Annotated in this window: 17 protein-coding genes; 12 read left to right on the plus strand and 5 right to left on the minus strand. The window is 69.2% G+C overall.

Annotated elements, in window-relative coordinates:
• Positions 1–57 precede the first annotated feature (57 nt).
• Entirely contained in the window at positions 58–417 is a 360-nt protein-coding gene (locus tag AB3347_RS10485) for a response regulator (RefSeq protein WP_369091737.1), read from the plus strand.
• A gap of 198 nt (positions 418–615) precedes the next feature.
• Positions 616–1,512 (plus strand): formyltetrahydrofolate deformylase, encoded by an 897-nt coding sequence (purU, locus tag AB3347_RS10490; RefSeq protein ID WP_369091738.1) that lies wholly within the window; start codon positions 616–618, stop codon positions 1,510–1,512.
• Between the two features lie 9 nt (positions 1,513–1,521).
• On the opposite strand, the gene AB3347_RS10495 is transcribed toward purU, so the two are convergent.
• Together AB3347_RS10495 and AB3347_RS10500 are read right to left on the minus strand one after the other, a co-directional pair.
• Positions 1,522–2,136: an ATP-binding cassette domain-containing protein gene (locus tag AB3347_RS10495; RefSeq protein ID WP_369091739.1), complete on the minus strand. Its 615-nt coding sequence runs from the start codon at positions 2,134–2,136 to the stop codon at positions 1,522–1,524.
• Positions 2,133–2,693 (minus strand): hypothetical protein, encoded by a 561-nt coding sequence (locus tag AB3347_RS10500; RefSeq protein WP_369091740.1) that lies wholly within the window; start codon positions 2,691–2,693, stop codon positions 2,133–2,135. The genes AB3347_RS10495 and AB3347_RS10500 overlap by 4 nt, the downstream gene beginning before the upstream one ends.
• Before the next feature lie 180 nt (positions 2,694–2,873).
• On the opposite strand from AB3347_RS10500, the gene AB3347_RS10505 reads away from it, so the two are divergent.
• The 6 genes from AB3347_RS10505 to AB3347_RS10530 all read left to right on the plus strand — a co-directional run bounded on the left by AB3347_RS10505 (position 2,874) and on the right by AB3347_RS10530 (position 9,361).
• Complete coding sequence (locus AB3347_RS10505; protein ID WP_369091741.1) at positions 2,874–4,046, plus strand: GGDEF domain-containing protein; 1,173 nt, start codon at positions 2,874–2,876, stop codon at positions 4,044–4,046.
• A 124-nt stretch (positions 4,047–4,170) separates the two neighbouring features.
• On the plus strand, positions 4,171–4,581 hold the full coding sequence (locus AB3347_RS10510; RefSeq protein WP_369091742.1) for a hypothetical protein: 411 nt from the start codon (positions 4,171–4,173) through the stop codon (positions 4,579–4,581).
• On the plus strand, positions 4,578–5,372 hold the full coding sequence (locus AB3347_RS10515; RefSeq protein ID WP_369091743.1) for a DUF2145 domain-containing protein: 795 nt from the start codon (positions 4,578–4,580) through the stop codon (positions 5,370–5,372). The genes AB3347_RS10510 and AB3347_RS10515 overlap by 4 nt, the downstream gene beginning before the upstream one ends.
• A 97-nt stretch (positions 5,373–5,469) precedes the next feature.
• Positions 5,470–5,994: a (2Fe-2S)-binding protein gene (locus AB3347_RS10520; RefSeq protein ID WP_369091744.1), complete on the plus strand. Its 525-nt coding sequence runs from the start codon at positions 5,470–5,472 to the stop codon at positions 5,992–5,994.
• Complete coding sequence (locus AB3347_RS10525) at positions 5,991–7,046, plus strand: xanthine dehydrogenase family protein subunit M (RefSeq protein WP_369091745.1); 1,056 nt, start codon at positions 5,991–5,993, stop codon at positions 7,044–7,046. Before AB3347_RS10520 ends, AB3347_RS10525 begins: the two co-directional genes overlap by 4 nt.
• Entirely contained in the window at positions 7,043–9,361 is a 2,319-nt protein-coding gene (locus AB3347_RS10530; RefSeq protein ID WP_369091746.1) for a xanthine dehydrogenase family protein molybdopterin-binding subunit, read from the plus strand. The genes AB3347_RS10525 and AB3347_RS10530 overlap by 4 nt, the downstream gene beginning before the upstream one ends.
• On the opposite strand, the gene pbpC is transcribed toward AB3347_RS10530, so the two are convergent.
• On the minus strand, positions 9,358–11,433 hold the full coding sequence (gene pbpC, locus AB3347_RS10535) for a penicillin-binding protein 1C (RefSeq protein WP_369091747.1): 2,076 nt from the start codon (positions 11,431–11,433) through the stop codon (positions 9,358–9,360). The genes AB3347_RS10530 and pbpC overlap by 4 nt on opposite strands.
• Positions 11,433–17,159 carry an MG2 domain-containing protein gene (locus tag AB3347_RS10540; RefSeq protein WP_369091748.1) on the minus strand — a complete coding sequence of 1,909 codons (5,727 nt, stop codon included), beginning with the start codon at positions 17,157–17,159 and terminating at the stop codon, positions 11,433–11,435. The genes pbpC and AB3347_RS10540 overlap by 1 nt, the downstream gene beginning before the upstream one ends.
• 364 nt (positions 17,160–17,523) lie before the next feature.
• Here AB3347_RS10540 and AB3347_RS10545 point away from each other — a divergent pair, with 364 nt between their 5' ends.
• From AB3347_RS10545 to AB3347_RS10560, 4 genes are all read left to right on the plus strand, one after another.
• Positions 17,524–18,501 carry a tripartite tricarboxylate transporter substrate binding protein BugD gene (locus AB3347_RS10545; RefSeq protein ID WP_369091750.1) on the plus strand — a complete coding sequence of 326 codons (978 nt, stop codon included), beginning with the start codon at positions 17,524–17,526 and terminating at the stop codon, positions 18,499–18,501.
• A 90-nt stretch (positions 18,502–18,591) separates the two neighbouring features.
• Positions 18,592–19,068, plus strand: a complete 477-nt coding sequence (locus tag AB3347_RS10550) for a tripartite tricarboxylate transporter TctB family protein (RefSeq protein WP_369091751.1) — start codon at positions 18,592–18,594, stop codon at positions 19,066–19,068.
• Positions 19,069–19,071: 3 nt separating this feature from the next.
• On the plus strand, positions 19,072–20,574 hold the full coding sequence (locus AB3347_RS10555; RefSeq protein ID WP_369091752.1) for a tripartite tricarboxylate transporter permease: 1,503 nt from the start codon (positions 19,072–19,074) through the stop codon (positions 20,572–20,574).
• A gap of 340 nt (positions 20,575–20,914) precedes the next feature.
• The gene (locus AB3347_RS10560; RefSeq protein ID WP_369091753.1) at positions 20,915–22,009 is read left to right on the plus strand and encodes a S41 family peptidase; all 1,095 of its coding nucleotides are present in this window, start codon (positions 20,915–20,917) and stop codon (positions 22,007–22,009) included.
• Positions 22,010–22,027: 18 nt separating this feature from the next.
• On the opposite strand, the gene AB3347_RS10565 is transcribed toward AB3347_RS10560, so the two are convergent.
• A complete protein-coding gene (locus AB3347_RS10565; RefSeq protein WP_369091754.1) occupies positions 22,028–25,582 on the minus strand; it encodes a pectinesterase family protein in 3,555 nt (1,184 codons plus the stop codon).
• Positions 25,583–25,598 lie beyond the last annotated feature (16 nt).

Here is a 25,598-nt window from a genome sequence, read left to right on the forward strand (position 1 = left end):
GGCCGGACAACGAGCGCACCGGGCTTCCGGCTTCACCCGCAAAGGCTAGCGGCGCCGATGAAGCACATCCTGCTGGTCGACGACGAAGAAGCGATCGCCTACGTATTCAAGCGCTACCTGGAACGGGCCGGTTACCGCGTTACCGCCTGCACCGATCCGGGCGATGCGCTGGCGGCCGGCAGCCGCGGCGGCATCGACATGCTGGTCACCGACTTCCGCATGCCCGGCATGACCGGTGCCGACCTGATCGCGCAATTGCGCGCGCAGTACCCAGCGCTGCCGGCGCTGGTCGTGACGGCCTACGGCGCCGAGGTGGACGCGGCGGCCGCGCAGGTCCGCGTCCTCAACAAACCCTTGCCGCCGCAAGACCTGGTCGACGCCGTGGCCGCGGCCCTGGCGCCGGGCCGGCCGGCCTGACACCCGCCCGGCTGTTCCGTATCGTGCGCGCCTTGACGGCCCCGCCGGCATCCTCCATGCTGCTAGAATAACAAGGTCTGCCTCGTCCACAAGGCTTGCACGGCGGCGCCATCGGCCTGCGTTCACCCATCGCAGCGTCCCGGGCGCAACCCGCAACAGCGCAGGCTGACACCTCATCGAGCATAACAGGACGACCGCATGACCCCGAACGAGAACGCCAGGGCGCCGCACGCGCCCACCGAATACATCCTCAACGCCAGCTGCCGCGCCGGCATCGGCATCGTGGCCGCCGTTGCCACCTTCCTGGCCGAGCGCGACTGCTACATCTGCGCGCTCGAGCAGTTCGACGACGATTCCACCGAACGCTTCTACATGCGCGCCGTGTTCCGCCTGCAGGCCGGTTCGCCCGGCATCGAGGATATCCGCGCGCAGTTCGCCGAGCGCTGCGCCGCGCCCCTCGAGATGAGCTGGAAGATCCACGACCCGCTGGAGCCGGTGAAGACCGTGATCATGGTCTCGAAGGACGACCACTGCCTCGACGACCTGCTGTACCGCCGCCGCAACGGCGAGCTGAACATGTCGATCACGGCGGTGGTCTCGAACCACCTCGACCTGCGCCCGATGGTCGAGCGCGAAGGCATCCGCTTCATCTTCCTGCCGGTGAACAAGGAGAACAAGGCCCAGCAGGAGGCCCGGCTGCTGGAGGTGGTCGAAGAGACCCGCGCCGAGCTGGTGATCCTGGCGCGCTACATGCAGATCCTGTCGGACGAGCTGGCGCGGCGCCTGGCCGGGCGCTGCATCAACATCCACCACTCCTTCCTGCCCGGCTTCAAGGGCGCCAAGCCCTACCACCAGGCCTTCGACCGCGGCGTCAAGCTGATCGGCGCCACCGCCCACTACGTGACCCCGGACCTGGACGAGGGACCGATCATCGAGCAGATGGTCACCCGCGTCGACCACAATTTCCGGCCGCAGCAGCTGGTGCGCATAGGACGCGACAACGAATGCATGGCGCTGGCGGCGGCGGTCAAGTTCCACATCGAGCGCCGGGTTTTCTTGCATGGAAACAAGACCATCGTGTTCCGCGGCCCTTGAAACAGGCTTTCAGCGCGCCGCTTCCTTGCCCATGCGCTGCTGCAGCAGCCACAGCCGCGCATAGGCGCGCTTGCGTCGCAGCAGCTCGGCGTGCGTGCCCTGCTCGATGATCCGGCCGCGCTCCATCACCACGATGGAATGGGCGTTGACGATGGTCGACAGGCGGTGCGCGATCACCAGGGTGGTGCGGTCCTGCGACAGCCGGTCGAGCTCGCGGGTGATCGCGTGGTACGAGTCGGCGTCGAGGGCCGAGGTGGCTTCGTCGAAGATCAGGATCGGCGGGTTCTTCAGTACCGCGCGGGCGATCGCAATGCGCTGCTTCTCGCCGCCCGACAAATTCACGCCGCGTTCGCCCACCGGGGTGTCGTACTTGAGCGGCAGCGCGTCGATCACCGCGTGCAGGTGGGCGGCGCGGCAGGCCGCGACCACCTCGTCGCGCGTGCTGCCGCTGCGCCCGTAGGCGGTATTGTTGCCGATGCTGTCGTTGAACAGCGCGGTCTCCTGGGGCACCACGCCGATCGCCTCGCGCACGCTGGCGACGGCGCACTGGCGGATGTCCTGGCCGTCCACCACGATGCGCCCGTTGACCAGTACCGGGGGCGCCGCCTCGTAGTGAAAGCTCACGTGCTCGAACACCACTTCGCCACGGCTGGGGCGTAGTAGCGGGGCGCCGGGCGGGGGCCTGGATCTCGGGACGCTCGCGCAGCAGTTCGAACAGGCGTTCGGTGTTGCCCCAGGCGTCGCGCCTCGCGGTAGACGAAGCCGAGGGCGTTCAGCGGCAGGCAGACCGGCAGCGCATAGGCATTGATCAAGACCAGGTCGCCGACGCTCATGCTGCGGGTAAGCACCGCCTGGCCGGCCAGCACCATGATGGCGGCCGCGCCCAGTGCGATGACCGCGCTCTGCCCCACGTGCAGGGTGAACAGGGTGGACGAGAAGCGCAGCAGCGCATACCCGACCAGCAGGTATAGCGGCAGCACCTGCGGCAGCGAGGCCTGGGAAAAGGCGTCGATGATGCGCTTGAGCACCAGCGGCACCGCGACCGTGGCCAGCTTGGCGACCAGCAGCAGCACCACGGCCGCGGCGATCCGCCAGCGGTGCCGCCCCAGCACCTGCCACAACTCGGCACTGATGGCGCCCGCCCCGGCCCCGCTGTGCGCCCCCTGCCTGCCACCCGCCATCGCATCTTCTCCCCGTGAATGGTGTTGGACAGGCGTGCGGTGGGCAGCGTTCAACTTCTCTTCGTGCTTTCGGGAGAAAGTTGCCCGTGGGTTACAATTCGTGAACATGTTCGCGTCCACGGGTGCCACAATGCCGCTGCGCACCCTGCCTTGCCGCGCATTTGCCACTGGAACAACAACGTGCCCCGCCCTGCCTACGCCGCCCACCTGGCCATCGACCCGCTCAGCGGCGAGTTTGCCGACCGCAGTACCGAATCGGCCTATCTCGCCCATCACCTGGCGCGTACCCGGCCCCAGCTGGCCTTCACCCTGCTGCTGTGCAGCCTGTACTTCCTCGGCTTCTTCGCCACCGACCTGGCGGCGCTGGGCCTGGCGCCCGACGCCCTGCTGCTGCTGGGCGCGCGCGTGCTGGTGGCGGTGGTGGCGGGCAGCTGCGCCTGGCTTGCCTGGCGCCGGCCGCTGGCCAGCCGCGCGACCCGGCTGGCGGCGACCGTCTCCGAGGTCGTCGCGCTGTCCTGCTTCATGCTGATCGCCGTGCACCGGCCCGGCGAATTCCACTGGCATGCCATGTCGCTGGCGATCATGCTGCTGGTGATCTACCTCTACATTCCCAACCGGCTCGGCTATGCCCTGGGCATCGCGGCCCTGGCCAGCACCTGCTTCCTGGCGCTGACGCTGGCCTATGCCGGGATGGGCTTCTCCGACCTGCTCACCCTGGGCATGCTGCTGTCCCTGGTGAACACGGTCGGGGCACTCGCGGCGCGCCGCTACAATGCGATGGCGCGCGAGGAGTACCGCTCCTCGCGCATCCTCCAGCACGCGGCCGAGCGCGACCACCTGACCGGCTGCTACAACCGCCGCTTCCTGCACGAGCGCCTGATGGTCCCCGCAGCGCCGCGCGCGCCGGCGGCGCCGCTGACCGTGATCCTGTGCGACATCGACAACTTCAAGCAGGTCAACGACAGTCATGGACACACGGCCGGCGACGCCATCCTGCAGCGCTTCGCGGCCCTGCTGCAGGCGGTGGTGCGCGAAGGCGCCGACAGCGTGGTGCGCTACGGCGGCGAGGAGTTCCTGCTGGTCCTGCCGGATACCGACCTGGAAGCGGGCGTGCGCCTGGCCGAATGGCTGCGCACCCGCTTTGCCGCGACGCCGGTGGACACCGCCGACGGCGGTCCTGCGCTGTTCGCCACCGCCAGCTTCGGGGTCGCGACCGGCGCGCCGGAAGGCGGCGCACCGCTGGCCGCGCTGATCGACGCCGCCGACAAGCTCATGTACACCGCCAAGCACAACGGCCGCGACCGGGTCGAGTCGCTCGCGCTGTCCGCACCGGAGATGGCGGCGGCCGCCTAACGGCCCGGCGCAGGGTATCGCCGGCCGCTACCGCGGCGTCAAGCGGATGCTACTCCACCGACCTTGCTTGCCGCGCCGCGGCGTGCCGGGGATGATGCGGACACCGTCCAACCAGGAGTCCAGCATGAAACGCATCCTCCTTCCCGCCCTGCTCGCCCTCGCCTGCACGGCCACCCAGGCTGCCGGCCATGGCCAGTCCGAGCAGTCCGCCCTGTCGAACGCCAGCGCCAACCTGTCGGCCGTGGTCGTGGGCGGCTCCATCCTTACCGTGGCCGCCGCCGGCAGCGTGGTCGTGGCCAGCGTCAGGACCGTGGGCGACGGCCTCGAGATCGTGCTGGAAAACACGCTCGACGCCAGCCGCGCCACGCTGCGCCTGTCCGGCAAGGCAGCCGGCGCGGTCTCGCTGGCGGCCGGCGCCACGCTCGAGGTGGTAAGCGCATCGACCGGCTACGTGCTGGTCATGGCGGGCAAGGCGCTGGCCTTCATCCCGAACGCGGCCGGCAAGGCCCTGCTGCACCATGGGCGGTCAGCATGAGCGGCAACGTCAAGCGCCGCCTGCTCGCCGCGGCCGCGCTGGCGGCCTTCTGCCTGCCAGCCCTGGCCGGCCAGCCCTGCGCCGAGCGCCCGCTGGCGCCGCACGAAGTGGTGCTGTCGATGGACCTGGCCCAGCGCACGGTGCAGGCGCTCGACGCCGGGGGCGCCCGGGTAGCGCTGGTGGCGCGCGCCGGGCAGGACCTGGGGCGCTACGGCCTGCGCTATTCGCACATGGGGATCGCGCTGCGCGACCATCCCGCCGGGCGCTGGACCGTGGTGCACGAACTGAACGACTGCGGCAGCGCGGCCTCTGGCCTGTACAACGAAGGCATGGGCAACTTCTTCCTCACCGACCTGGTCCGCCACGAGGCCCAGCTGGTGATCCCGGGACCCGAGGCCCAGGCCAGGCTGGCGGCGTTGCTCGCCACGCGCACCCCGGTGCGCCTGCACGAGCCCAGCTACAACATGCTGTCCTACGTGTATTCGACCAGGTACCAGAATTCCAACCAGTGGGTGCTGGAAACGCTCGCCGCGGCCGCCGCCCCGCAGGGCCAGGTCGAGACCCGCGCGGAAGCGCAGAAATGGCTGCGCTCGATCGGTTTCCGGCCGCCCACGGTGGAGATTCCGGCGACGGTGCGCCTCGGCGCGCGCCTGTTTCGCGCTAACGTGGCCTTCGACGACCACCCGTTCGAGCGCCGCATGGCGGGGCAGATCGACACCGTCACCACCGATGCCGTGCTGAGGATGGTGCGCATGGTCGACCCGCAGGCCCGAACCCTGACCGTGGATTGACACGCTGGCCTGGATGGTAGGTGTGTGAACTAACCGAGCAGGATCCCGGGCGTGGTTAAGCTGTCGTCTTCGCTCAAGGATTTTAGGAAGGACGGCCATGGACCACCAGGAATATCCGATCCGGCTGCGCATCAACGGGGAAGACCGCGAGTTTCGGGTCGAGGCCTGGGTGACGCTGCTCGACCTGCTGCGGGAACGCGCGGGCCTCACCGGCACCAAGAAGGGCTGCGACCACGGCCAGTGCGGCGCCTGTACCGTTTTGCTCGATGGCAAGCGCATCAATTCCTGCCTGAGCCTGGCGGTGATGCACAATGGCCGCGAACTCACTACCGTCGAGGGCCTGGCCGACGGCGACGCGCTGCACCCGCTGCAGCAGGCCTTCATCGACTGCGACGCCTTCCAGTGCGGCTACTGCACCCCTGGCCAGCTGTGCTCGGCCGCCGGCCTGATCGCCGAGGGCGAAGCGAAAAGCGTCGACGACGTGCGCGAACTCATGAGCGGCAACCTGTGCCGCTGCGGCGCCTATCCGCAAATCACCCAGGCGGTGATGCAGGTGATGGGCATCGAGGGCCGCCCCGGCGAGGGCGAAAAACCATTCACGACCGGTCCGGTGCTCGCATGAATCCCTTCACCTTTACCCAGGCCGGCGACATCGACGCCGCGCTGGCCCGCCTGGCCACACCGGGCGTGCGTCCGATCGCCGGCGGCACCAACCTGCTCGACCTCATGAAGGAAGGTGTGATGCAGCCCGACGAGCTGGTCGACATCAACGGCCTCGGGCTCGATACCATCGAGGAAGCGCCCGGCGGCGGCCTGCGCCTCGGCGCCCTGGCGCGCAACGCCGACACCGCCTACCACCCGCTGGTGCGCGAGCGCTATCCGCTGCTGAGCGCGGCGATCCTGGCCGGCGCCTCGCCCCAGTTGCGCAACATGGCGAGCAACGGCGGCAACCTGATGCAGCGCACCCGTTGCTACTACTTCTACGACCTGGCTACCCCCTGCAACAAGCGCGAACCCGGCAGCGGCTGTTCGGCCAGGAACGGCCTGAACCGCCTGCATGCGATCCTTGGCACGAGCGAGCACTGCATCGCCACCCACCCGTCCGACATGTGCGTGGCCCTGCGCGCCCTGGATGCGGTGGTGCACGTGCGCTCGCAAGGCGGCGCGCGCGAGATCGCCATTGCCGACTTCCACCGCCTGCCCGGCGACCACCCGGAGCTGGACAACACCATGCAGCCGGGCGAACTGATCACCCACATCGCGCTGCCCGAGGCCGGCCGCTACGCCGGCCACTCGGCCTATATCAAGGTGCGCGAGCGCCTGTCCTACGCCTTTGCGCTGGTGTCGGTGGCGGCCGCGCTCGAACTCGACGGCGGCAAGGACGGCAAGATCGTATCCGCCCGCATTGCCCTGGGCGGCGTGGCCCACAAGCCCTGGCGCGTGGAAGAAGCGGAACAGGCGCTGGTGGGCAAGGCGCCCTGCCACGACGCCTTCGGCGCGGCCGCCGACATCGTGCTGCACGGCGCGCACGGCCACGGCCAGAACGATTTCAAGCTGACGCTGGCGCGCAACGCCATCGAGCAGGCCTTGAGCACCGCCGCGCGCGGCACTGCCCATGCCCGGGTCGAACAGCGGGGCGAACAGCGGGACGAACAGCGAGGAGAGCAGCAATGAGCGACCTGATTCCAGAACTGCACACCCCGACCGCACCCGAAGGCACCGGCCGGGTGCGCAGCGGCATGCCGGTCTCGCGCGTCGACGGGCGCGCCAAGGTCACAGGGCAGGCAAAGTATGCGGCCGAACACGAGGCGCCCGGCCTGCGCTACGGCGTGGTGGTGAGCGGCAGCATCGCGCGCGGCCGCATCAAGGCCATCGAGACCGGCGCGGCGCTGGCCGTGCCGGGCGTGGTGGAGGTGCTCACCCACCTGAACCGTCCCAAGCTGCGTTCCTGGGATCTGGCCTACAAGGACATGACGGCGCCCGCCGGTTCGCCCTTCCGGCCCCTGTTCAGCGACCGGATCTTCTACAGCGGCCAGCCGGTCGCGCTGGTGGTGGCCGATACCTTCGAGGCCGCGCGCCATGCGGCCCAGCTGGTGCGGGTCGACTACGAACAGGAAGCGCACGAGACCGATCTGCTGAACAGCCTCGACCACGCCTACAAGCCGCGCCCGTTAAAGGCCGGCTTCACCCCGCCCAGCTCCACCGGCGACGCCGACCAGGCGTATGCGGCGGCCGAGGTCAAGATCGAGTCGCAGTTCTACCATGGGGTCGAGCACCACAACCCGATGGAGATGCACGCCACCACGGTGGTGGTCGGCGAGGACGGCCACTTGACCATCTACGAGAAGACCCAGAGCTCGCAGAACAACCGCTGGTACGTGTCGCATGCCTTCGGCCTGCCCAAGGACAAGGTCACGGTGCGTAACCCCTACGTCGGCGGCGCCTTCGGTTCCGGCCTGCGTCCGCAGTACCAGCTGACCCTGGCCGTGATGGCGGCCCTCAAGCTGCAGTGCTCGGTGCGGGTGGTGCTGACGCGCCAGCAGATGTTCAGCTTCGGCCACCGGCCCGAAACCTGGCAGAAGGTGAAGCTGGCCGCCAACGCAGACGGCAAGCTGCAGGCCATCGTGCACGAGGCCATCCAGGAAACCTCGCGCCTGGAGGATTACGTCGAGGTGGTGGTCAACTGGTCTGGCCAGCTGTACGCCTGCGACAACATCAAGCTCGGCTACCAGCTGGTGGCGCACGACCGCCACTCCCCGATCGACATGCGGGCGCCGGGCGCCGCCCACGGCATGCACGCGCTCGAAGTGGCGATGGACGAACTGGCCTACAAGCTGCGCATGGACCCGCTGGAATTCAGGCGCCTGAACTACGCCGACCGCAATCCGCTCGACGACAAGCCCTATTCCAGCAAGGAGCTGGCCCAGTGCTACGACAAGGGCGCGGCCCGCTTCGGCTGGAACGACCGGCCAGTCGAACCGCGCTCGATGCGCGATGGCGAGGAGCTGGTCGGCTGGGGCATGGCCACCGGCATGTGGGATTCGCTGGTGATGCTGGCCCGGGTCAGCGCCGTCCTGCACGCGGACGGACGCCTGGTGGTGAGCAGCGCCGCCTCGGACATCGGCACCGGCACCTACACGGTGATGTCGATGATCGCCGCGGAAAGCCTGGGCCTGCCGCTCGAGCGGGTCACCTTCCAGCTGGGCGACTCGACCCTGCCCTTCGCCCCGGTCGAGGGCGGCTCCTCGCACGTGACCACGGTAGGCGGTGGCGTGCACGGCGCCTGCGACAAGCTGAAGAAAAGCCTGGTCAAGCTGGTCAAGCGCATGCCGGGGTCGGCCCTGGCCAAGGCCAGGACGCAGGACCTGGAATTCGCCGACGGCACGGTGCGCCTGCGCAACCGGCCGGAGACCGCCGTGCCGCTGGGCGAAGTGCTGGCCGCCGCCGGGGTCGACCGGGTGGAGGAGAAATTCTTCATGAAGCCCGCGATGCTCAAGCAGCGCAAGTACACCCGGGCCGTGCATTCGGCAGTGTTCTGCGAGGTGCGGGTCAACGAGAAGCTGGGCATCGTGCGCGTCACGCGGGTGGTCAACGCGGTAGCGGCCGGGCGCATCATCAGCGCCAAGACCGCCGCCAGCCAGGTGATCGGCGGCGTGGTCTGGGGCATCAGCCAGGCACTGCACGAAGAGAGCTTCACCGACCACCGCTTCGGGCGCTTCATGAACCACAACTATGCCGAGTACCACGTGGCGGTGAACGCCGACGTGCACGACATCGAGGTGATCTTCGCCGACGAGGAAGACCGCATCGTCAGCCAGCAGCTCGGCGCCAAGGGGGTGGGCGAGATCGGCATCGTGTCGGTGTCGGCGGCGATCAGCAACGCGATCTTCCACGCCACCGGCCGGCGGCTGCGCAGCACGCCGATCACGCCGGACAAGATCCTGCTCGGCGACCAGGAGATTCCGGTGCCGGAACCGCAACAGGCTTAATTCCCGCGCACCTCGAAGCGGCTGCTGGACACCGTCTTGCCGTCGGCATCGACCAGGTCGAGACGGTGCTCGCCGGGCACCGGCTGCCAGGGCAAAGGACCGGCGGCCGGGCCGAAGTCCTGGCCGTCGAGGCGCCAGCGGTGTTCTCCCGCTCCTTGCGCCCGGAACAGGATCCGTTCGACCCGGTCGGGGATGTCCGGGTCGACCGCCACGATGCCGCCGTCCAGCGGATACACGATCTTCGGCGTGCGCCGGCTGGCGGGCAAGGCCTCGACCAGGGCGGTCTCGGTGCCGCGCAGGAACCACTCCTCGCGTGCCGGCTCGTGGGCGGGCTCCCAGGCCACTGTCCTGCGCAGCAGCGACGGCGGCGCCGCGCCCTGCCGGCCCGGCCGCGCGCGGTGCAGGTAATCCATCACCTCGCGCCACACCGGCGCCGCGCCCGAGACGCCCGACACGTCCCACATCGGCTGGCCGTCGAAATTCCCGACCCAGACACCGACCGTGTAGCGGTCGCTGTAGCCGACGCACCAGTTGTCGCGCATGTCCTTGCTGGTGCCGGTCTTCACCGCGCTCCAGTAGCTGGTGGCCAGGTCGCTGTGCAGGCCGAAGGTCGGGCTGCGGGCGCCGCGGTCGGCCAGGATGTCGCCGATGACGAAGCTGGCGCCCGGGTCCAGCAGGGCCGCGGACGGAACCCGGGCGCGCGGGCGCAGCGTCGGCGCGCCATGGCGGCCGCCGTTGGCCAGGCTGCGGTAGGCATTGCTCAGTTCGAGCAGGTTGACCTCGGCCGAACCGAGGGCCAGCGAAGGACCGTAGAAATCCGCGTCCTCGGTCAGGGTGGTGAAACCGAGCTGGCGCAGGCGCGCATGGAAGCGCTCGACGCCGACCAGCAGCAGGGTGCGCACCGCCGGCACGTTCAGCGAGCTCGCCAGGCTGGTGCGCACGCTGGCATAGCCCTTGAACGCGCGGTCGTAGTTCTGCGGCACGTAGGCGCCACCACCCTGGGCGATGCCGACCGGGCTGTCGTCCAGCAGCGACGCGGCGGTGAGCAGGCGCCGCTCCAGCGCCAGCTGGTACAGGAAGGGTTTCAGGGTGGAGCCGGCCTGGCGCGACGCCGCCACGCCGTCCACTTGGCCGTTGCCGGTGTTCGCCACGTAGGCCAGCAGTTCGCCGCCGGCATTGTCGATCACGACGACAGCCCCGTCGCCGACGTTGCGGTCGGCCAGTTCGCGCACGTGGCGGCGCAGCGCTTCCAGGGCGGCCGCCTGCACGCCGGCGTCGAGCGTGGTGCGCGCGCCCGTGCCGGCCGTGTCCAGCAGGCGCCGCAGGGCCGGCGGCGCACTTGGCCTGGCGGCCGGCGCGGGCCGCGCCAGCGCCACCGCCGTGCGCCATTCGATGGCCGCGCAAGCGCCCGGCCAGCGCAGTTCCGCCACCAACTGGCAGGCGCGCCGCGCCACCACCCTGGGCGCGGCCGAGGGGGCGCGCAGCAGCGCCGCCAGGATCGCGCTCTCGGTCCCGTCCAGGCCCGAGGGCGCCTTGTTGAACAGGGCGCGCGCGGCCGCGCCCACGCCCTGCAGCTCGCCGCGGAAGCTCGCCAGGTTCAGGTAGGCTTCCAGGATCTGCGCCTTGCTCCAGCCGGCCTCGATCTCGCGCGCCGCCAGGGCCTGGTCGAACTTCTGCCGCCAGCTGCGCCCTTCCCGGCGCGCGCGCAGCTCGGCGTCGAGCAGGCCGGCCAGCTGCATCGTGATGGTCGAGGCGCCGCGCGGACGCCTGCGCAACAGGTTGTCCCAGGCGGCCTGGGTGGCCGCGCGCAGGTCGACGCCGCCATGCTGCAGGAAGCGCTGGTCTTCCGCCTGCAGCACCGCGGCGCCCAGCGCCGGCGAGATGTCCGCCAGCGCCACCCAGTCGGCGCGCCGCGCGCGCAGGTCGACCCGCACCGAGTCGATCGCCACGCCATGGCGGTCCAGCAGGCGCGCCTGCGACGGCTGCCAGGCCGCGCGCACCTCGGCCGGGGTGGGCACGCCCGCCAGGACCACGGCCGGCGCCAGCAACAGCGCTGCGATCCAGTGCCGCATCAGCGCCCCACCCGCACCGGCGCGTTCGGCGCCTCGCCGAACATCTCGGGCTGGTACATGGCCTCGACCCGGGTCGGCGGCAAGTTGAACAGGCCGTCGTTGTTCAGGCGGACCGTGTATTCGATGCGCCACTTGCCTTTCGGGACGAAGGCGTAATAGGCGCGGAACGCGCTCGCGCTGCGCTCCTCGAATGCCGTTTCTACGGGGCCGCGCCGCACTTCGCCGCCGGTGGCGATCTGCGAATCGCCGCCCAGGCCGCTGCCCAGGATGGCGGCGCCGGCCGGGATCGGGTCGTCCACCACCACCCAGTTCGAATCGGCCTGCGCTTCCAGGTCGAGCCGGACCCGGTAGACGTCGCCGCGGGTCCAGGCGCCCGCGGCCTGGCGTTCGACCGCGGTCACCGTGCGTGCGATCCGGTATCCGCTCGACAAGGGCGCCCCGAGCGGAATCGCGGCCAGGCTCTGGACCGTGGCCCAGGGCTTGCCGCCGCCTTCGTGGCGAATCGCGAGCGGTGCGGCCTGCGCCGGCCAGGCCTGCAGCACGCTGCCGGGAACGGCGCCGCGCCAGCGCTGCCCGGCAAGCGCCACGCTGCTCATGCCGGTCACCGGCGCCGCCTCGAACTTCTCCGAGAACCTGCGCAGTGCCAGCACGCCCCAGGCATTGGCGGTGGTCGTGCTCCAGCGCCCCTTCTGCTGGCGCCCCAGGGCGCCGCGGGCGAGGCGTCCCATGTCGGCCTGCCAGCCGGGGTTGTCCAGCATGGCCAGCAGCAGCCGGTTGGCGTTCACGTCGGGCGACACCATCAGCCACCACCAGTCGTCGCTGCGCTCGGTCGAGAAACCCAGCGACGTACCCTGCAGGTTCAGGCGCGCGCGCAGCACGTGCTGGGCCTCGGCCAGCAAGTCGGCGCGCCGCGCCAGGCCCGGGTTGCGCTGCAGGATCAGGTACCAGTCGATCACGGCCGAGGTCGGCCACAGCGTCGGTTCGATGCGGAACGATTGCAGCCATTCCTGGCGCACCGGCCGGCTGCGCGACAGCGCTTCCAGCGCGGCGATCTTGCGCACCGCCAGTTCGCCGGTACGCAGGGCGCCGCCGCGCACGATCCGGCCCTCCACGAAGGCGACCAGCGCCGCCTCCATGCGCTCGCGCTGCTCGGGCGCGATCGGGTAGCCGGCTTCGTGGGCGACCGACAGCACGTAGGCGCTCAAGGCATCGTCGCCCTCGCGCATGGTGGCGAAGTACTTCAGCAGGCCGTCGCCGTCGAGGTGGGCCGGCAGCGTGGCCATGACCTGCGCCCACAGCTTCGGGTCGCCCAGCGCCACCGCTTTCGAGGCGCGCTGCTCGAAGCAGGTGTAGGGATAGGCGGCCATGTAGTCGCGCACCCCGGCCATGCTGCCGGCCAGCTGCGGGCTGAGCGTGGTGCGTACGCCGCCCTTGCCGGGCAGCGCATCCGGCGGGCGTAGCACCGGCACGGTTCGCGGCGCATCGAGCTGCAGCAGCGTGGCCTGGTAGGTGCGTACCCGGACCGCCTCGCGCACCTCCTGCGTCACGCGCAGGCTGTCGCGGGCGCCTGCGCCGACGGCATCCACCTGCCAGCGCAGGCTGCGCGCCGGCGGCACGGTCACGTCCCAGACGACTTCACGGGCCGCGCCCGGCTCCAGCGACAGGCTTTGGGCAGGCAGCGGCGCGCCGGCGCCGCCGTCGGCGGCCATGCTGGCGACCAGGCGCAGGTCCAGCCGTCCATTCGACGCGTTGCGCACCGTGAAGCCGGCGCTCAGGCGGTCGCCCTCGCGCACCAGCGACGGCAGGCCCGAGAGCAGCATCAGGTCCTGGCTGCTGCGAATGTCGCTCGATCCGGTGCCGAACAGGCCGGCGCCGGCGCTGGCCACGGCGACGATGCGAAAGCCGGTCAGCGAGTCGTTCAGCGGCACCGTGACCTCGGCCTCGCCGTTCGCATCCAGCGCCACCTTGCCCTTCCACAGCAGCAGGGTGTCGAACAGCTCGCGGCCGGCGCCGCGCCCGCCTCCGCCGCCATGGGCGACCGACTTGCGGCCGAAATGGCGCTTGCCGATCACCTGCATCTGCGCGGTCGCCGTCTCGACCTGCTGGCTGCGCGGGCGCATCATCGCATCCAGCAGCTTCCAGCTGTCGTTCGGCTTGAGCTCCAGCAGGCCGGTATCGACCGCCGCCAGCGCCAGCTCGGCGCCGGCCGGCAGCGCCTTGCCGTCGCGCCGCCTCACCTTGACGCGGACCTGGGCGCGCTCGCGCACCCGGTACACCTGGCGGTCGGGCTGCACCTGCACGTCGAGCTCGTGCGCGCCCCAGCCGACCTTGACCGGCGCGATGCCCAGCTTGTAGGCAGGCTTGCCGAGATCGACCAGCGCGCTCGGCTTCACGCCGGCGACGCGGCCGCGCACCACCAGGGCGGACACGTACACGTTCGGGGCGTAACTCGCCTTCATCGGAATCCTGATCGTGGGGTCGCGCGCCGTCAGGCGCCGCACGAAGGTGTCGAGGATGCCTTCGCGCTCCACGCTCACCAGCACGGTGGCTTCGCGGAAGGGTGTGCGTGCCTGGAACACGGCCTGCTCGCCCGGCTCGAAGCGCGCTTGCGAGGGCAGCAGGTCGATGCGGTCGTTGTCGCTGACGTCGAACCAGCTATCCTGCTTGCCGGCGACCCAGACTTCCTGCTGCGCCACCGAGGCGCGGCCTGCGGCGTCGCGCGCCCGGGCGCGCAGGATGATATTGCCCTCGCTCGGCGCGGCCAGGTCGCACGGCAGCAGTCCGCGCGCATCGGTGCGCCCGCTGCAGCTGCCCTCGATGCGCTTGATCTCGCTGGTCGACTCGTAGGCATAGAAGCCGCCAACCAGGCGCCGGCGGTGCGAATAGGTCTCGCGCCGGAAGAAATCGACCGTGGCCTCGGCGCCGGCGACCGGCTTGCCGTCGGTGCCGGCCACCGCCACCTGGAACTTCAGCCGGTCGCGGTGCATCCACTCCGTGGTGCGGATGCCGACCGCCACCGCGGCCGGCCACAGCGGCACGCGGGTGGACGCGCTGAGGGTTTCGCCGTTGGCGTCCTGCCAGCTGAGTTCGGCCAGCAGGCTGCGCGGCCGGTCGACCTGGGGCAGACCGGGCACGACGACGCGGGCGGCGCCGTTACGGTCCAGCGCCAGGCGCTGGGTGCGCGCCGCCTCGCCCTGGCGCCGGCCCTCGCCCTGCGGCCCGTCCTCACCGTCCTCGCCGCCGTCCTCCCAGTCGCCGCCAGCGCCGGCATCGCCGAGCTGCTCGATCCCCTCCCTGACCTCGCCGCCCCCGAAGCTGAAGCCTTCGAAAGCGTCGAACCCGGTTTGCACATCCTCGACCACGCTGCGCATGCTCACCGGCAGCTTGCCGGCCGGACCGCCGTTCAGGTAGTTCACCTGGGCGTCGATCGCCAGGGAAGGCGCACCCACCACCGGCGTGGACGGACCTTTCAGCACCGCCTTCATGGTCGGCACCCGGAACTGCTCGACCCGGAATTCGCCCGCCACCTGGTTGCCGATCACCACCTGGTAGTTGCCCAGCTTCGATGCGGACGGGATCGTCCAGTCGCCGTGCGCCTGGCCGGCCGCATCCCAGGCCAGCGGCAGCGCGATCTTGTCGCCGCTGCCCTGGTGCACCACCCAGGCCTTGGCCGGCAGCGCCGCATGCTCGACGGTGTCCTCGCCCAGCCAGGCGTAGCCCCCTTGCGGTGCGCGGTCCTTTGCCGTGACCAGCGCGAGCCCGGTCCCCACCCGGCGCCGCAGGAAGTGCTTCATGTGCAGCGTCTCGCCGGCCCGCAGCAGGCTGCGGTCGAACACGGTGGCGACGATCCGGCTGTCCTCCTCCAGGCTGCCCTGCTGCAGGCGGAAGCGCCAGGGCTCGATGCCCTTCTGCCAGCTCGACAGCGTGAAGCTGAAGTCCTCGCCGCTGCGCGCGCCGACCAGGAGGTTGTCGCCGCACTTCGCGCGCGGCAGGTCTTCACGGATGCGGGCCAGGCCCTCGGCATCGGTGCTGCCCGTCCATAGCTGCTTGCCGGCGCAATCGCGCACCGCCACCCGGGCTGCCGGCACCGGGCGCCCCTTGTCGAGCGAGGTCACCCACACCAGCGAGGATTCGGCGCCGCGCTTGAGGTGGACGGCCATGTTGGTGACCAGCGCGGCGCTGCGCACGTAGGCGGTCCCGCCCTTGTCGTTGAGCGCCTTGCCCAGCAGCGGGCTGGCGATCTCGACGACGTAAAAGCCCGGCTTCTTCAGCGGGATGCCGATCACTTCGAAGGCGCGCCGCCCGCCCGGCCTGGGCAGCGCGAAGCGCTCGATCCGTCCTTCGGCCCTGGGGCCGAGCAGCTGCAGCTTGAGGCTTCCCTCCGGCTGGCTCCAGGGGTTGCGGCCGAAAGTATTCAGCTTGGCCAGCCAGGCCAGCACGTCCTGCTCGCGCTCCACGCGCAGGCTGGCGCCGCTGCGCACCGCGGTGGCCAGGCGCGGCTCGACGTTGCGCACCGTGAGCGGCAACAGGCGGTCGCCGCGCGCTTCCAGGATGCCGAAGGGCGCGGCGAACTTGACCAGCGGCGGCTGGCGGTCGACCTTGATGCTGGGCCGCCGGCTCGCCGCGCCCAGGCTGCGCCCGGCATCGTCGCGCAGCGAATCGGGAACCTGCAGCGTCAAGGTCGCCAGTTCGGCGAAGGGGCCGGCGAAGCTGACGGAGGAAGCAAAACCGCCCTTCGCCTCGTCGCCGAGTTCGGGAGCGTAACGCCGGCCGCCGCTTTCCTCGAGCACCAGCTTGCGCAGCTCGGCGGCCGGCACCGGGGCGCTGAAGGACGCCTGCACCGGCCGGAACGGCACGCAGCCGGCGCGTGCATTGCTGCGTTCGCAGCGCATCGTCACCCGGAAGTCGGGCCGGGTCACGAAGACCAGTTCCTGGTCTTCGCCGGTCGCGATGCCGTTCGGCGCCGCGACGCCCTTGCCCCAGACCAGGGTCAGCTCGGTGTCGGCCGGCAGCGTGCGCCGGCACTGCAGCACGGCCACCGGCAGGTCCTTGTCGATGCTGGCGCGCAGCGGCGTGCCGGCCGCCCAGGTGCGCCCGCGCGCCTGAAAAAACACGGTCAGGTAGCGGTCGACGAAATCGCGCCGCAAGGCCAGCAGCCGTTCGCGCTCCTCGCCCTGCAGGACGCGCACCCCGATCTTTTCGTTGACGCCGTCGGCGCGGCACCAGGCGTGGCGCTCGATGGAGTCGCGCGTGGCCGGGGCGTCGAGCGCCAGCAGGAACACCTGGTTCTCGTCCAGGCGGCTGCCCTCGTGCGGCTGCATGCGCACCACGGACGGGCCGCCGGTACTGAAGCCGAAGCTGCGTTGCCCGCCGAGCGCCTGGCCGGCCAGGTCGCGCAGGCCTTCGCGCAGGGTGAAGCGGCAGGCGGTGGCGCCCGGCAGGTCGCGGGCGAAGTCGTAGCTCCAGGTGCTGCCGTCGACCCAGCGCCCGGTTCCCTGGGCGGCGGCGCCGGCATCGGCGCAGTCGACCGCGAACGGCGCCTGCGCGCGCGGATCGCCGAACGCGGCCATCGGCGCCGAGAAGCGGGCCGTCACCTGGCGCACCGCCTTGACCTGCCCTTCGGGGCTGAAGGCGTCGACGGTGGTCTGGGCCGCGGCATGCGGGAGTGCACCGGCGGCGCACAGGAACAGGGCCAGCAGCGCCCGCAATCGGTTCAGGACAGGCATCTCGTCTCCGCAGGACAAACTGCCAGGCTAAGGCGGCGCGCCGCTGCGCGCTTGGCGATAGTCAACAGTAAGGACGAGTGTGTCGGGCGCGTATGCCTTTGTCAACATCGGTACGCACCATGCGCCGCGCTCATGCCACGCGCATGCCTGGGCGGTATTGTTCAAGTATTTTTCCGCCCTGCCATACGGGATGTCACGTAGTTGCAAATCTATCTATTTGCTGGTACAACCCGTCTAGCGTATGCACGCGCTCCATGCATGATGGCTGGACGGTGTCCTTGGCCTGCCGGCAGCCCGCATCGTGGTTGTTCTTGCGTCGCCCATAAAGATAAACCGAGATAAACCGAGGTTAGAGGAAGACACCATGAAAACCACATTCCTGCGCTCCGTCGCAGCCATCGCACTGGCTTGCGCCGCTGCCGGCGCCGCAGCCCAGAACTACCCGACCAAGACCATCACGATGATCGTGCCCTTCGCCGCCGGCGGGCCGACCGACACCGTGGCGCGCCTGGTGGCCCAGTCGATGGGCAACACCCTCAAGCAGCAGATCATCGTCGAGAACGTCGGCGGCGCCGGCGGCACCATCGGCGCGGCGCGGGTGGCCAAGGCGGCCCCGGACGGCTACACGATCTTCCTGCACCACATCGGCCAGTCCACCGCGCCGGCCCTGTACCGCAAGCTGAGCTACAACGCGATCGACAGCTTCGAGCCGATCGGCCTGGTCACCGACGTGCCCATGACCCTGATCGCCAAGAAGGACTTCCCGGCCAAGGACTTCAAGGAGCTGCTGGCCTACGTGAAGGCCAACAAGGACAAGGTCACCTATGCCAACGCCGGCCTGGGTTCGGCCTCGCACCTGTGCGGCATGCTGTTCCAGACCGCCATCGGCGTCGACCTGACCACCGTACCCTACAAGGGCACCGGCCCGGCCATGAACGACATGCTGGGCGGCCAGGTGGACCTGATGTGCGACCAGACCACCAACACCACCAGCCAGATCAAGGGCGGCAAGGTCAAGGTCTACGGCGTAACCACCAAGCAGCGCCTGGCCTCGATGCCGAACGTGCCAACCATGAGCGAAGCCGGCCTGCCGGGCTTCGAGGTGGCGGTGTGGCACGGCATGTACGCCCCCAAGGGCACGCCGAAGCCGGTGGTCGACACCCTGTCGAACGCCCTGCGCACGGCCCTGAAGGATCCGACCGTCAAGCAGCGCTTCGCCGACCTGGGCACCGAACCGGTGGCGGACAAGCGCGCCACGCCGGAAGCCCTGCGCGCCCACCTGAAGTCGGAAATCGACCGCTGGGGCCCGATCATCACCAAGGCCGGCCAGTACGCCGACTGATCCAGGCGCCGCGCTGCGGCGGGCTGCGCGGCCATCCGGTGCGCGCAGCCTGTTCGCTATCAAACAACAACCAGCAACAAGGGGTTCGCAGTGGCTTCCATCGTCCGCCATCCGAAGAATTTCTGGATCGGCATCATCTTCCTGTTTTTCGGCCTCGCCGCCATCGTCCTCATCCAGGACAACGAGATGGGCAGCGCCGGCCGCATGGGTCCGGCCTATTTCCCGACCGTGCTGGGCGGCCTGCTGGCCCTGGTCGGCCTGGCCGGCATCATCCGCGCCTTCGTCGGGCGCCGCTCCGAGGCGCATGACGCGATCGGCACCTTCCACCTCAGGGACATCGTCATCGTCCTGGGCGCGGTGATCCTGTTCGGGATCCTGATGCGCGGCGCCGGCCTGCCGGTGGCGGCCTTCGTGCTGGTCCTGCTGAGCTCTTTCGCCAGCAAGCAGTTCAAGCTGGGCAGCTCGCTGCTGCTGGCCGTCGGCCTGGCCATATTCTCGGTGCTGCTGTTCGTGAAGCTGCTCGGCCTGCCGATGCCGATCGTCGGCCCCTGGCTGGGAGGCGCATAAGCCATGGATATCTTCAGCAACCTGGGACTGGGCCTGGAAACGGCCTTTACCCTGACCAACCTGTTCTACTGCCTGGTGGGGGTGTTCGTCGGCACCGCCGTCGGCGTGCTGCCCGGCCTCGGCCCGATCGCCACCATCGCCATGCTGCTGCCGGCGACCTTCGGCCTGCCGCCGGTCTCGGCCCTCATCATGCTGGCCGGTATCTACTACGGCGCCCAGTACGGCGGCTCGACCACCGCCATCCTGGTCAACCTGCCCGGCGAGTCGTCCTCGGTGGTGACCGCGCTCGACGGTTACCAGATGGCGCGCCAGGGCAATGCCGGCAAGGCGCTCGCCACCGCCGCCATCGGTTCCTTCTTCGCGGGCACCGTCGCCACCATCCTGCTGGCCCTGTTCGCCCCGCCGCTGGCCGAACTGGCCCTGAAGTTCGGCCCGGCCGAATACTTCTCGCTGATGGTGCTGGGCCTGGTGGCCTCGGTGGTGCTGGCCAGCGGCTCGCTGCTCAATGCGATCGGCATGGTGATCCTCGGCCTGCTGCTCGGCCTGATCGGCACCGACGTCAACTCCGGCGCCCAGCGCTACACCTTCGACAAGCCGGAACTGGCGGACGGCATCAACTTCGTCATCGTGGCCATGGGCATGTTCGGCATCGGCGAGATCATCCGCAACCTCGAGCACGGCGAAGACCGCAACATCCTGATGAAGAAGGTGAAAGGCCTGATGCTGACGAAGGACGACTTCAGGCGCATCATGGCGCCGGTCCTGCGCGGCACCCTGCTCGGATCGGCCCTCGGCATCCTGCCGGGCGGCGGCGCCATGCTGGCCTCGTTCTCGGCCTACTCGATCGAGAAGAAGATCTCGCCCAACGCCAAGGAATTCGGCAAAGGCGCGATCGAAGGCGTGGCCGCCCCGGAATCGGCCAACAACGCCGGCGCCCAGACCTCCTTCATCCCGATGCTCACGCTCGGCATCCCCTCGAACCCGGTGATGGCGCTGATGATCGGCGCGATGATCATCCAGGGCATCCAGCCCGGGCCGGCCGTGATGACCGAGCAGCCGGCCCTGTTCTGGGGACTGATCGTCTCGATGTGGTTCGGCAACCTGTTCCTGGTGGTGCTGAACCTGCCGATGATCGGCCTGTGGGTCAAGATGATCCTGGTGCCCTACCACCGCCTGTATCCGGCGATCCTGATGTTCTGCGCGATCGGCGTGTTCAGCCTGAACAACAACGAGTTCGACATCTGGCTCATGGCCCTGTTCGGCCTGTTCGGCTACATCTGCGCCAAGCTGGGGGCGGAGCCGGCGCCGATGCTGCTCGGTTACATCATCGGCCCGATGATGGAGGAATACCTGCGCCGCGCGCTGCTGCTCTCGCACAGCGACCCGATGGTGTTCCTGCGCAGCCCGATCAGCGCCACCATGCTGGCCATGGCGGCGGTCGCGCTGGCGATCGTGCTGCTGCCCTCGCTGCGAAAGAAACGCGAGGAAGCCTTCCACGAGGAGTGATTCCGCCGGTGGGCGGAATCTCCGCCCACTATTCGAATCCGGCTTTGCCGCGCCGGCGCCTGGCACGCCATCCCCAGGCGCCCCACCTTCATCGCCCAGGGGGACCACGGCTCCGTGGTCCCTCGACCTCTTGTCCTTGCCCCCGCGCCAGCTCGTCGCCAGCCACTCGCGCGGATCGGCACCGCACATCCTGCCTTATGCTGTATTGCAGCAATGATAATTGCCATTACCTAGCAAATCGCGTGCTATTCTTGTTCCACTTCGTTACCTCATCGATGAAGTGATTGTTCTGATTTGCCCGTCAACTACGAAAAACCTGTGCCGCACCCAGAGGAAAATAATGAACAAGAAATCGATCGTCATATCGTCTTTGCTGACGCTGACCATGACAGGAGCAATCGCCAGCCCCCCGCCGACCGTGCAGGCGGATCGCGCCACCCAGCTGGAGGTCGTCGATACATTGATTGCAAAATTAAATGCCAACTATGTTTTCCCGGACAAAGCGAAACAGGTCGAGGCGGTCCTGCGTCAGCGCCAGCGCGAGGGCAAGTACGATGGCATCACGGACGGCAAACAATTGGCCACACAGCTGACGGACGACATCGATGGCCTTGTGCATGACAAGCATATGTCGGTAGGTTTCAGCCCCCGTCCGGTGCCGTCCGAGGATGCGATGCCGCCGCCGCCCCAGACCCGGGAAGCGTGGGAAAAACTGGCGCCGCCTGCGGTGCGCGAAAAGGTCCGCACGTCGAACCTCGGCGTGGAAAAGGTCGAACGCCTGAGCCCGAATATCGGCTACCTGCAGATTTCCTCGTTCACGCCGGCTTTCCTCGTGTCCGAAAAGTATGCCGCGGCGATGAATGCGCTGGCCGACACGGATGGCCTCATCGTCGATCTACGCAAGAACGGCGGCGGCGGGGGCGACTCCGTCGCGCTACTGATCAGCTATTTTTTCGACGAGCGTACCCGGCTGAACGATACCTGGGAGCGAGCGAGCGGCGTCACCACGCAGTACTGGACGCAGGACCAGCTGGAGGGCAAGCGCTATGGCGGCAAGAAGCCGGTCCTCGTTCTGACAGGCCCCGACACGAAGTCCGCCGCCGAATCGTTCGCCTACACGATGCAGGCGCTGAAACGCGCTACGATCATCGGCGAGCGGACCTGGGGTGGCGCCAATGCCGCCCGGCTTTATCGCCTCAGCGAGCATTTTTATGCCACGATACCCAGCCGACGCACCATCAGTCCCATTACCGGTACCAACTGGGAGGGCGTGGGCGTCATTCCGGATATCGCAGCGACTCCCGACAACGCGCTGACGGTGGCCATGGACCTGCTGCAGCGCCGGCTCGGGGGAAGCGCTGCGCAGGCTCGGCCTTCCGCACCGGTCGCCGGCATTCCCGGCGCAAGCGACACGCCGGTGACGCCGCGCAACTGACGCTGCATCCCGCTCGGGTCACGGCTGCGGATTCCACCCGGCCCCGTTGCCATACGCCGCAAACACCTTCTCGCGGGTGGCGAAGCGGTTCGCCACATCGGCATCGCCCAGGATGTAGCCGCCGACCCGCGCGCCCAGGTCGAGCGGATTGCCGCTCATATCGAGGCTGCCGTACTCGCGCCAGCCGGCGTCGGCACGGGCCACCGCAGGATTCGGCGCCGGTTGCCCGTTCACGCCCGCGCCGGCCCAGCCGACCGCCGCCACGTGCGTGTCCATCCTGCAGTTGATGAAGGCGATGTTGTCCCAGGTGGCGGCGCCGCCCGGGCTCCGGGCCAGGTAGGTGGCGCCGTTCGGAACGTCACCGCGCAGCGGGCCCGGGCCCGGACCATGGGTCAGCGCGCTGTTGAGGAACACGTAGCCGATGTCGCCGGCTGTCGGCACGCGCGCCTGCAGCACGTAGCCGCCGCTGCTCGCGTTGGCGCTGTCGCCCACGGAACGGATCTCGCTCTCTTCGAACAGGGCGGCGCGGCTGCTGCCCCAGATGAAGTCGACGTTACCCGCCACCAGCGTGCGGTAGAACCAGGCCCAGCCCTTCAGGTTGAGGGTGTCCTGCTCGCTGTGGAAGCTCGCGTTCTTCGCCACCAGGCGGCCCTCGCTGTTGAAGTAGATGGTCTCGGCCTGGCCCGAGATGCTGCTCGAGCGGATGGTCGTGTTCTTCAGGCTCAGCTTGTCGAGACTGAGCATGTCGGCGGCTTCGACCAGCATCACGGCGCGTCCGCCGGAGGGCGAGCCGGCGGCCGTGGCCGACTGGCTGCTGCCGGTTCCCGGATTGAAGCTTTCATGGTTGGTGTACGAGATGGTCACGCCGTCGCGGCTTTCGCCCTGGATGCTCACCTTGTCCTTGCCGTTCAGGTAAAGCAATTCCTCGTAGCTGCCGTTGCGCACCTCGATCGTCACCGGGTCCGCTTTTGCGACATGCTGCATCGCATGGTTGAGCGCGCCCTGCACGGTGCGGAAGTCGGCCTCGCCATCGTCGTCCACCGTCAGCAGGCTGCCGCTGGGCGCCGCGTCGCGGGTGAGGAAGCTCCAGCCGGCCGCCTTGCCCAGGCCGACGAACGGCGTGCCGCCCAGGCTGGTGTTGGTGAACACCCCATCGGCAATCGCGACATAGTACTCGGTGCCGTAGGCCAGCTTGTTGCTGTGCGGTTTGATCGTCACGGTGTTGCCGACGATCTTGATCGGCGTGGTATTCACCTTGCGCACCAGTGCCTGCCCCGGATAACCGAGCACATCGGTTTCACCGCTCAGGCGGATGACGTCGACCAGCGCATCGTCCATCTTGCGGAAGATGCGGATGCTGCCGCTGGTGCCAAGCGTCGGCGGCTTGTCGAAAACGAGCTTGAGCGACGTGTCCACATGGACCGCGGCCGCGAGCGGCGCCGGGAGGCTGGCGCCCTGCATCGCGTACACCTGGGTCGGCTGCACGAACTGCGGCGCGATGGTGGCCGCGATGGTCCGGGTGATCGCAGGCTCCGAGCCGCTGCGCAGCACCACGTTGGCCTTGCCGGCGCCCACCGCCGTCAGGCTCACGATGTTGCCTTCGGTGCTGACCGCCACCACGGCCGGGTTGCTCGATTCCACGCTGAAGCTGTCCGGCTGGCCGTCGCCGGCCACCGCCGTCACCGTTGCCCGGTAGGGCGCGTCGCCGACTTCGGCCGACCAGGCAAGGCCGGCCGGATCGATGTTCAGCTGGACCGGCTTGAGGCGCGGGTCGCCGACGCGGATGTCGTCGATCATGAAGGACTTGTTGGCGGTGTACAGGCCGATCAGCCCGCGCGCCGCGAACGACGTATCGGTGACCGAACCGAGGTTCCTGCCGTCGAGGTAGACCGTCAGGGTGGTGCCGATCATCTCGAAACGCACCGTGTAGAAAGCGGCGTCCATCTCGATCGGCGTGCGCACCTGGCGCGGCCGGCTCAGCGAGTTGTTCAGCATCCGCGCGATTTCCACCTGGGTGCTGGTGCTGCTGCTCTGCACGTTCAGTCCGGCGCCATACCAGTTCGACGGATTGACGTAGCGCGTGACCAGGTACAGCAGCTTGTTGCCGGTGGTGCCGTTGGTCATCGGACGGATGCGCGCTTCGACGAAGTAGTCGCCCAAGGGTACGCCCTCGAAGGCCGCCGGCTTGACCAGCGCCAGCACGCCACCGGTGCTCGCCGCCGTGTACTGCAGCAGCTTGTTGTCGCCGCCGGCGAGCTCGGATTTGACGCCGAAGCTGCCGTTCGGCCCCGCCACCGGGAGCAGGTCCCACTTGGCGCTGCTGCCCTCCTGGAAATCGTCGCAGAAGTACAGGCCGGTGGCCGGGCACAGCAGGGTCGGGCTCTGGTCCACGCTCACCTTGCCGGTGCCGCTGACCGCCGTGCCGATCTTGCCGACGCCGGCCTGGGCCAGCGCATTGGCCTTTACCAGCGAGACCGGCCGCGGGCTGAAGGCATAAGGAACGGTCCAGCCGACCGCGTTCGAGACCGAACAGGCGCCCAGCGCGCCGCCGTTGAGCAGCGAACCGCTGTCCTTGAAGGCGCCGGGATTCGCGCTGCTCATGTTGCTCACGACCTGGTCGCAAGCCTGCGCGCCCGCGATCTCGAACACGTTGTTGTTCGACAGGATCTTGGCGTTCTTGCCGGCGCCGACGCTGTAGCCGTGCGCATACGGCGAGGCCGACTTGCTGCCGACGTAGTAGTTGTTGAACAGGTGCACCTGGCCGAAGCGCACGCGCGGTGCGCGCTGGACGATGTCGCGGTAGACGTTGTTGCTGAAGCTGACGCGCAGCTTGCCCTCGTCGCCGGTGGCCGAATCGCTGCCGCCGATCAGGCTGTTCTTGTCGTGCTGGCCGAACACGTTGTACGACACTGTCACGTAGTCCGAGCCATTGGTGATGTCGAGCGCGCCGTCGTGGCATTGCTTCTTCTTGCCGTTCTCGACCGGCAGGAAGTCGTCGGTCATCGGCGCGTCGGTAAAGCTCACGTGGTCGACCCAGACGTGGTGCGAACCCGAGATGCCCACCGCGTCATAGGCGGAATTCCAGTTGCCGCTGGCGCCGTCGAGCGGATCCCAGACCGGCTCGACGTCGCAGGGCGCGACGATCTTGAGGTTGCGGATGATGACCTGGGCCACGTTCGACACGAGCACGGTGCCGTTGAGGATGCCGGCATTGCCGTCTGCGCCGATCAGCGTGGTATTGCTTCTCAGGCGGATCGCGCCGCGCGCGGCCTGGTCGGCCGTAGAGGTGTAGGGCTTGCCCTCGCTCATGTCGACGGTGCCGACCAGCTTGATGATCTTCGGGTTGTCGCCGCCGTTGGCGAGCGCCGCCAGCAGCTCGGAGCGCCTGGTGACGGTGTAGACATGTTCGGTACCGGCGGCCGCGCCGCCGAGGGTGCCGCCGGCCTGGCTGGCCCAGCCGTCCACGGGCGCGCCCTGACGTGCCGGGTCGGTGGCGGCAGCCGCCGGCAACCCGAAGGCGCTGGCCATCACGAAGGCCGCGCATGCCGCTGCCTTGAAACCTGGATGTTTCATGCGATTCTCCTGCAAC

Source organism: Massilia sp. X63 (assembly GCF_041023745.1).
Taxonomy (GTDB): Bacteria; Pseudomonadota; Gammaproteobacteria; order Burkholderiales; family Burkholderiaceae_D; genus Telluria.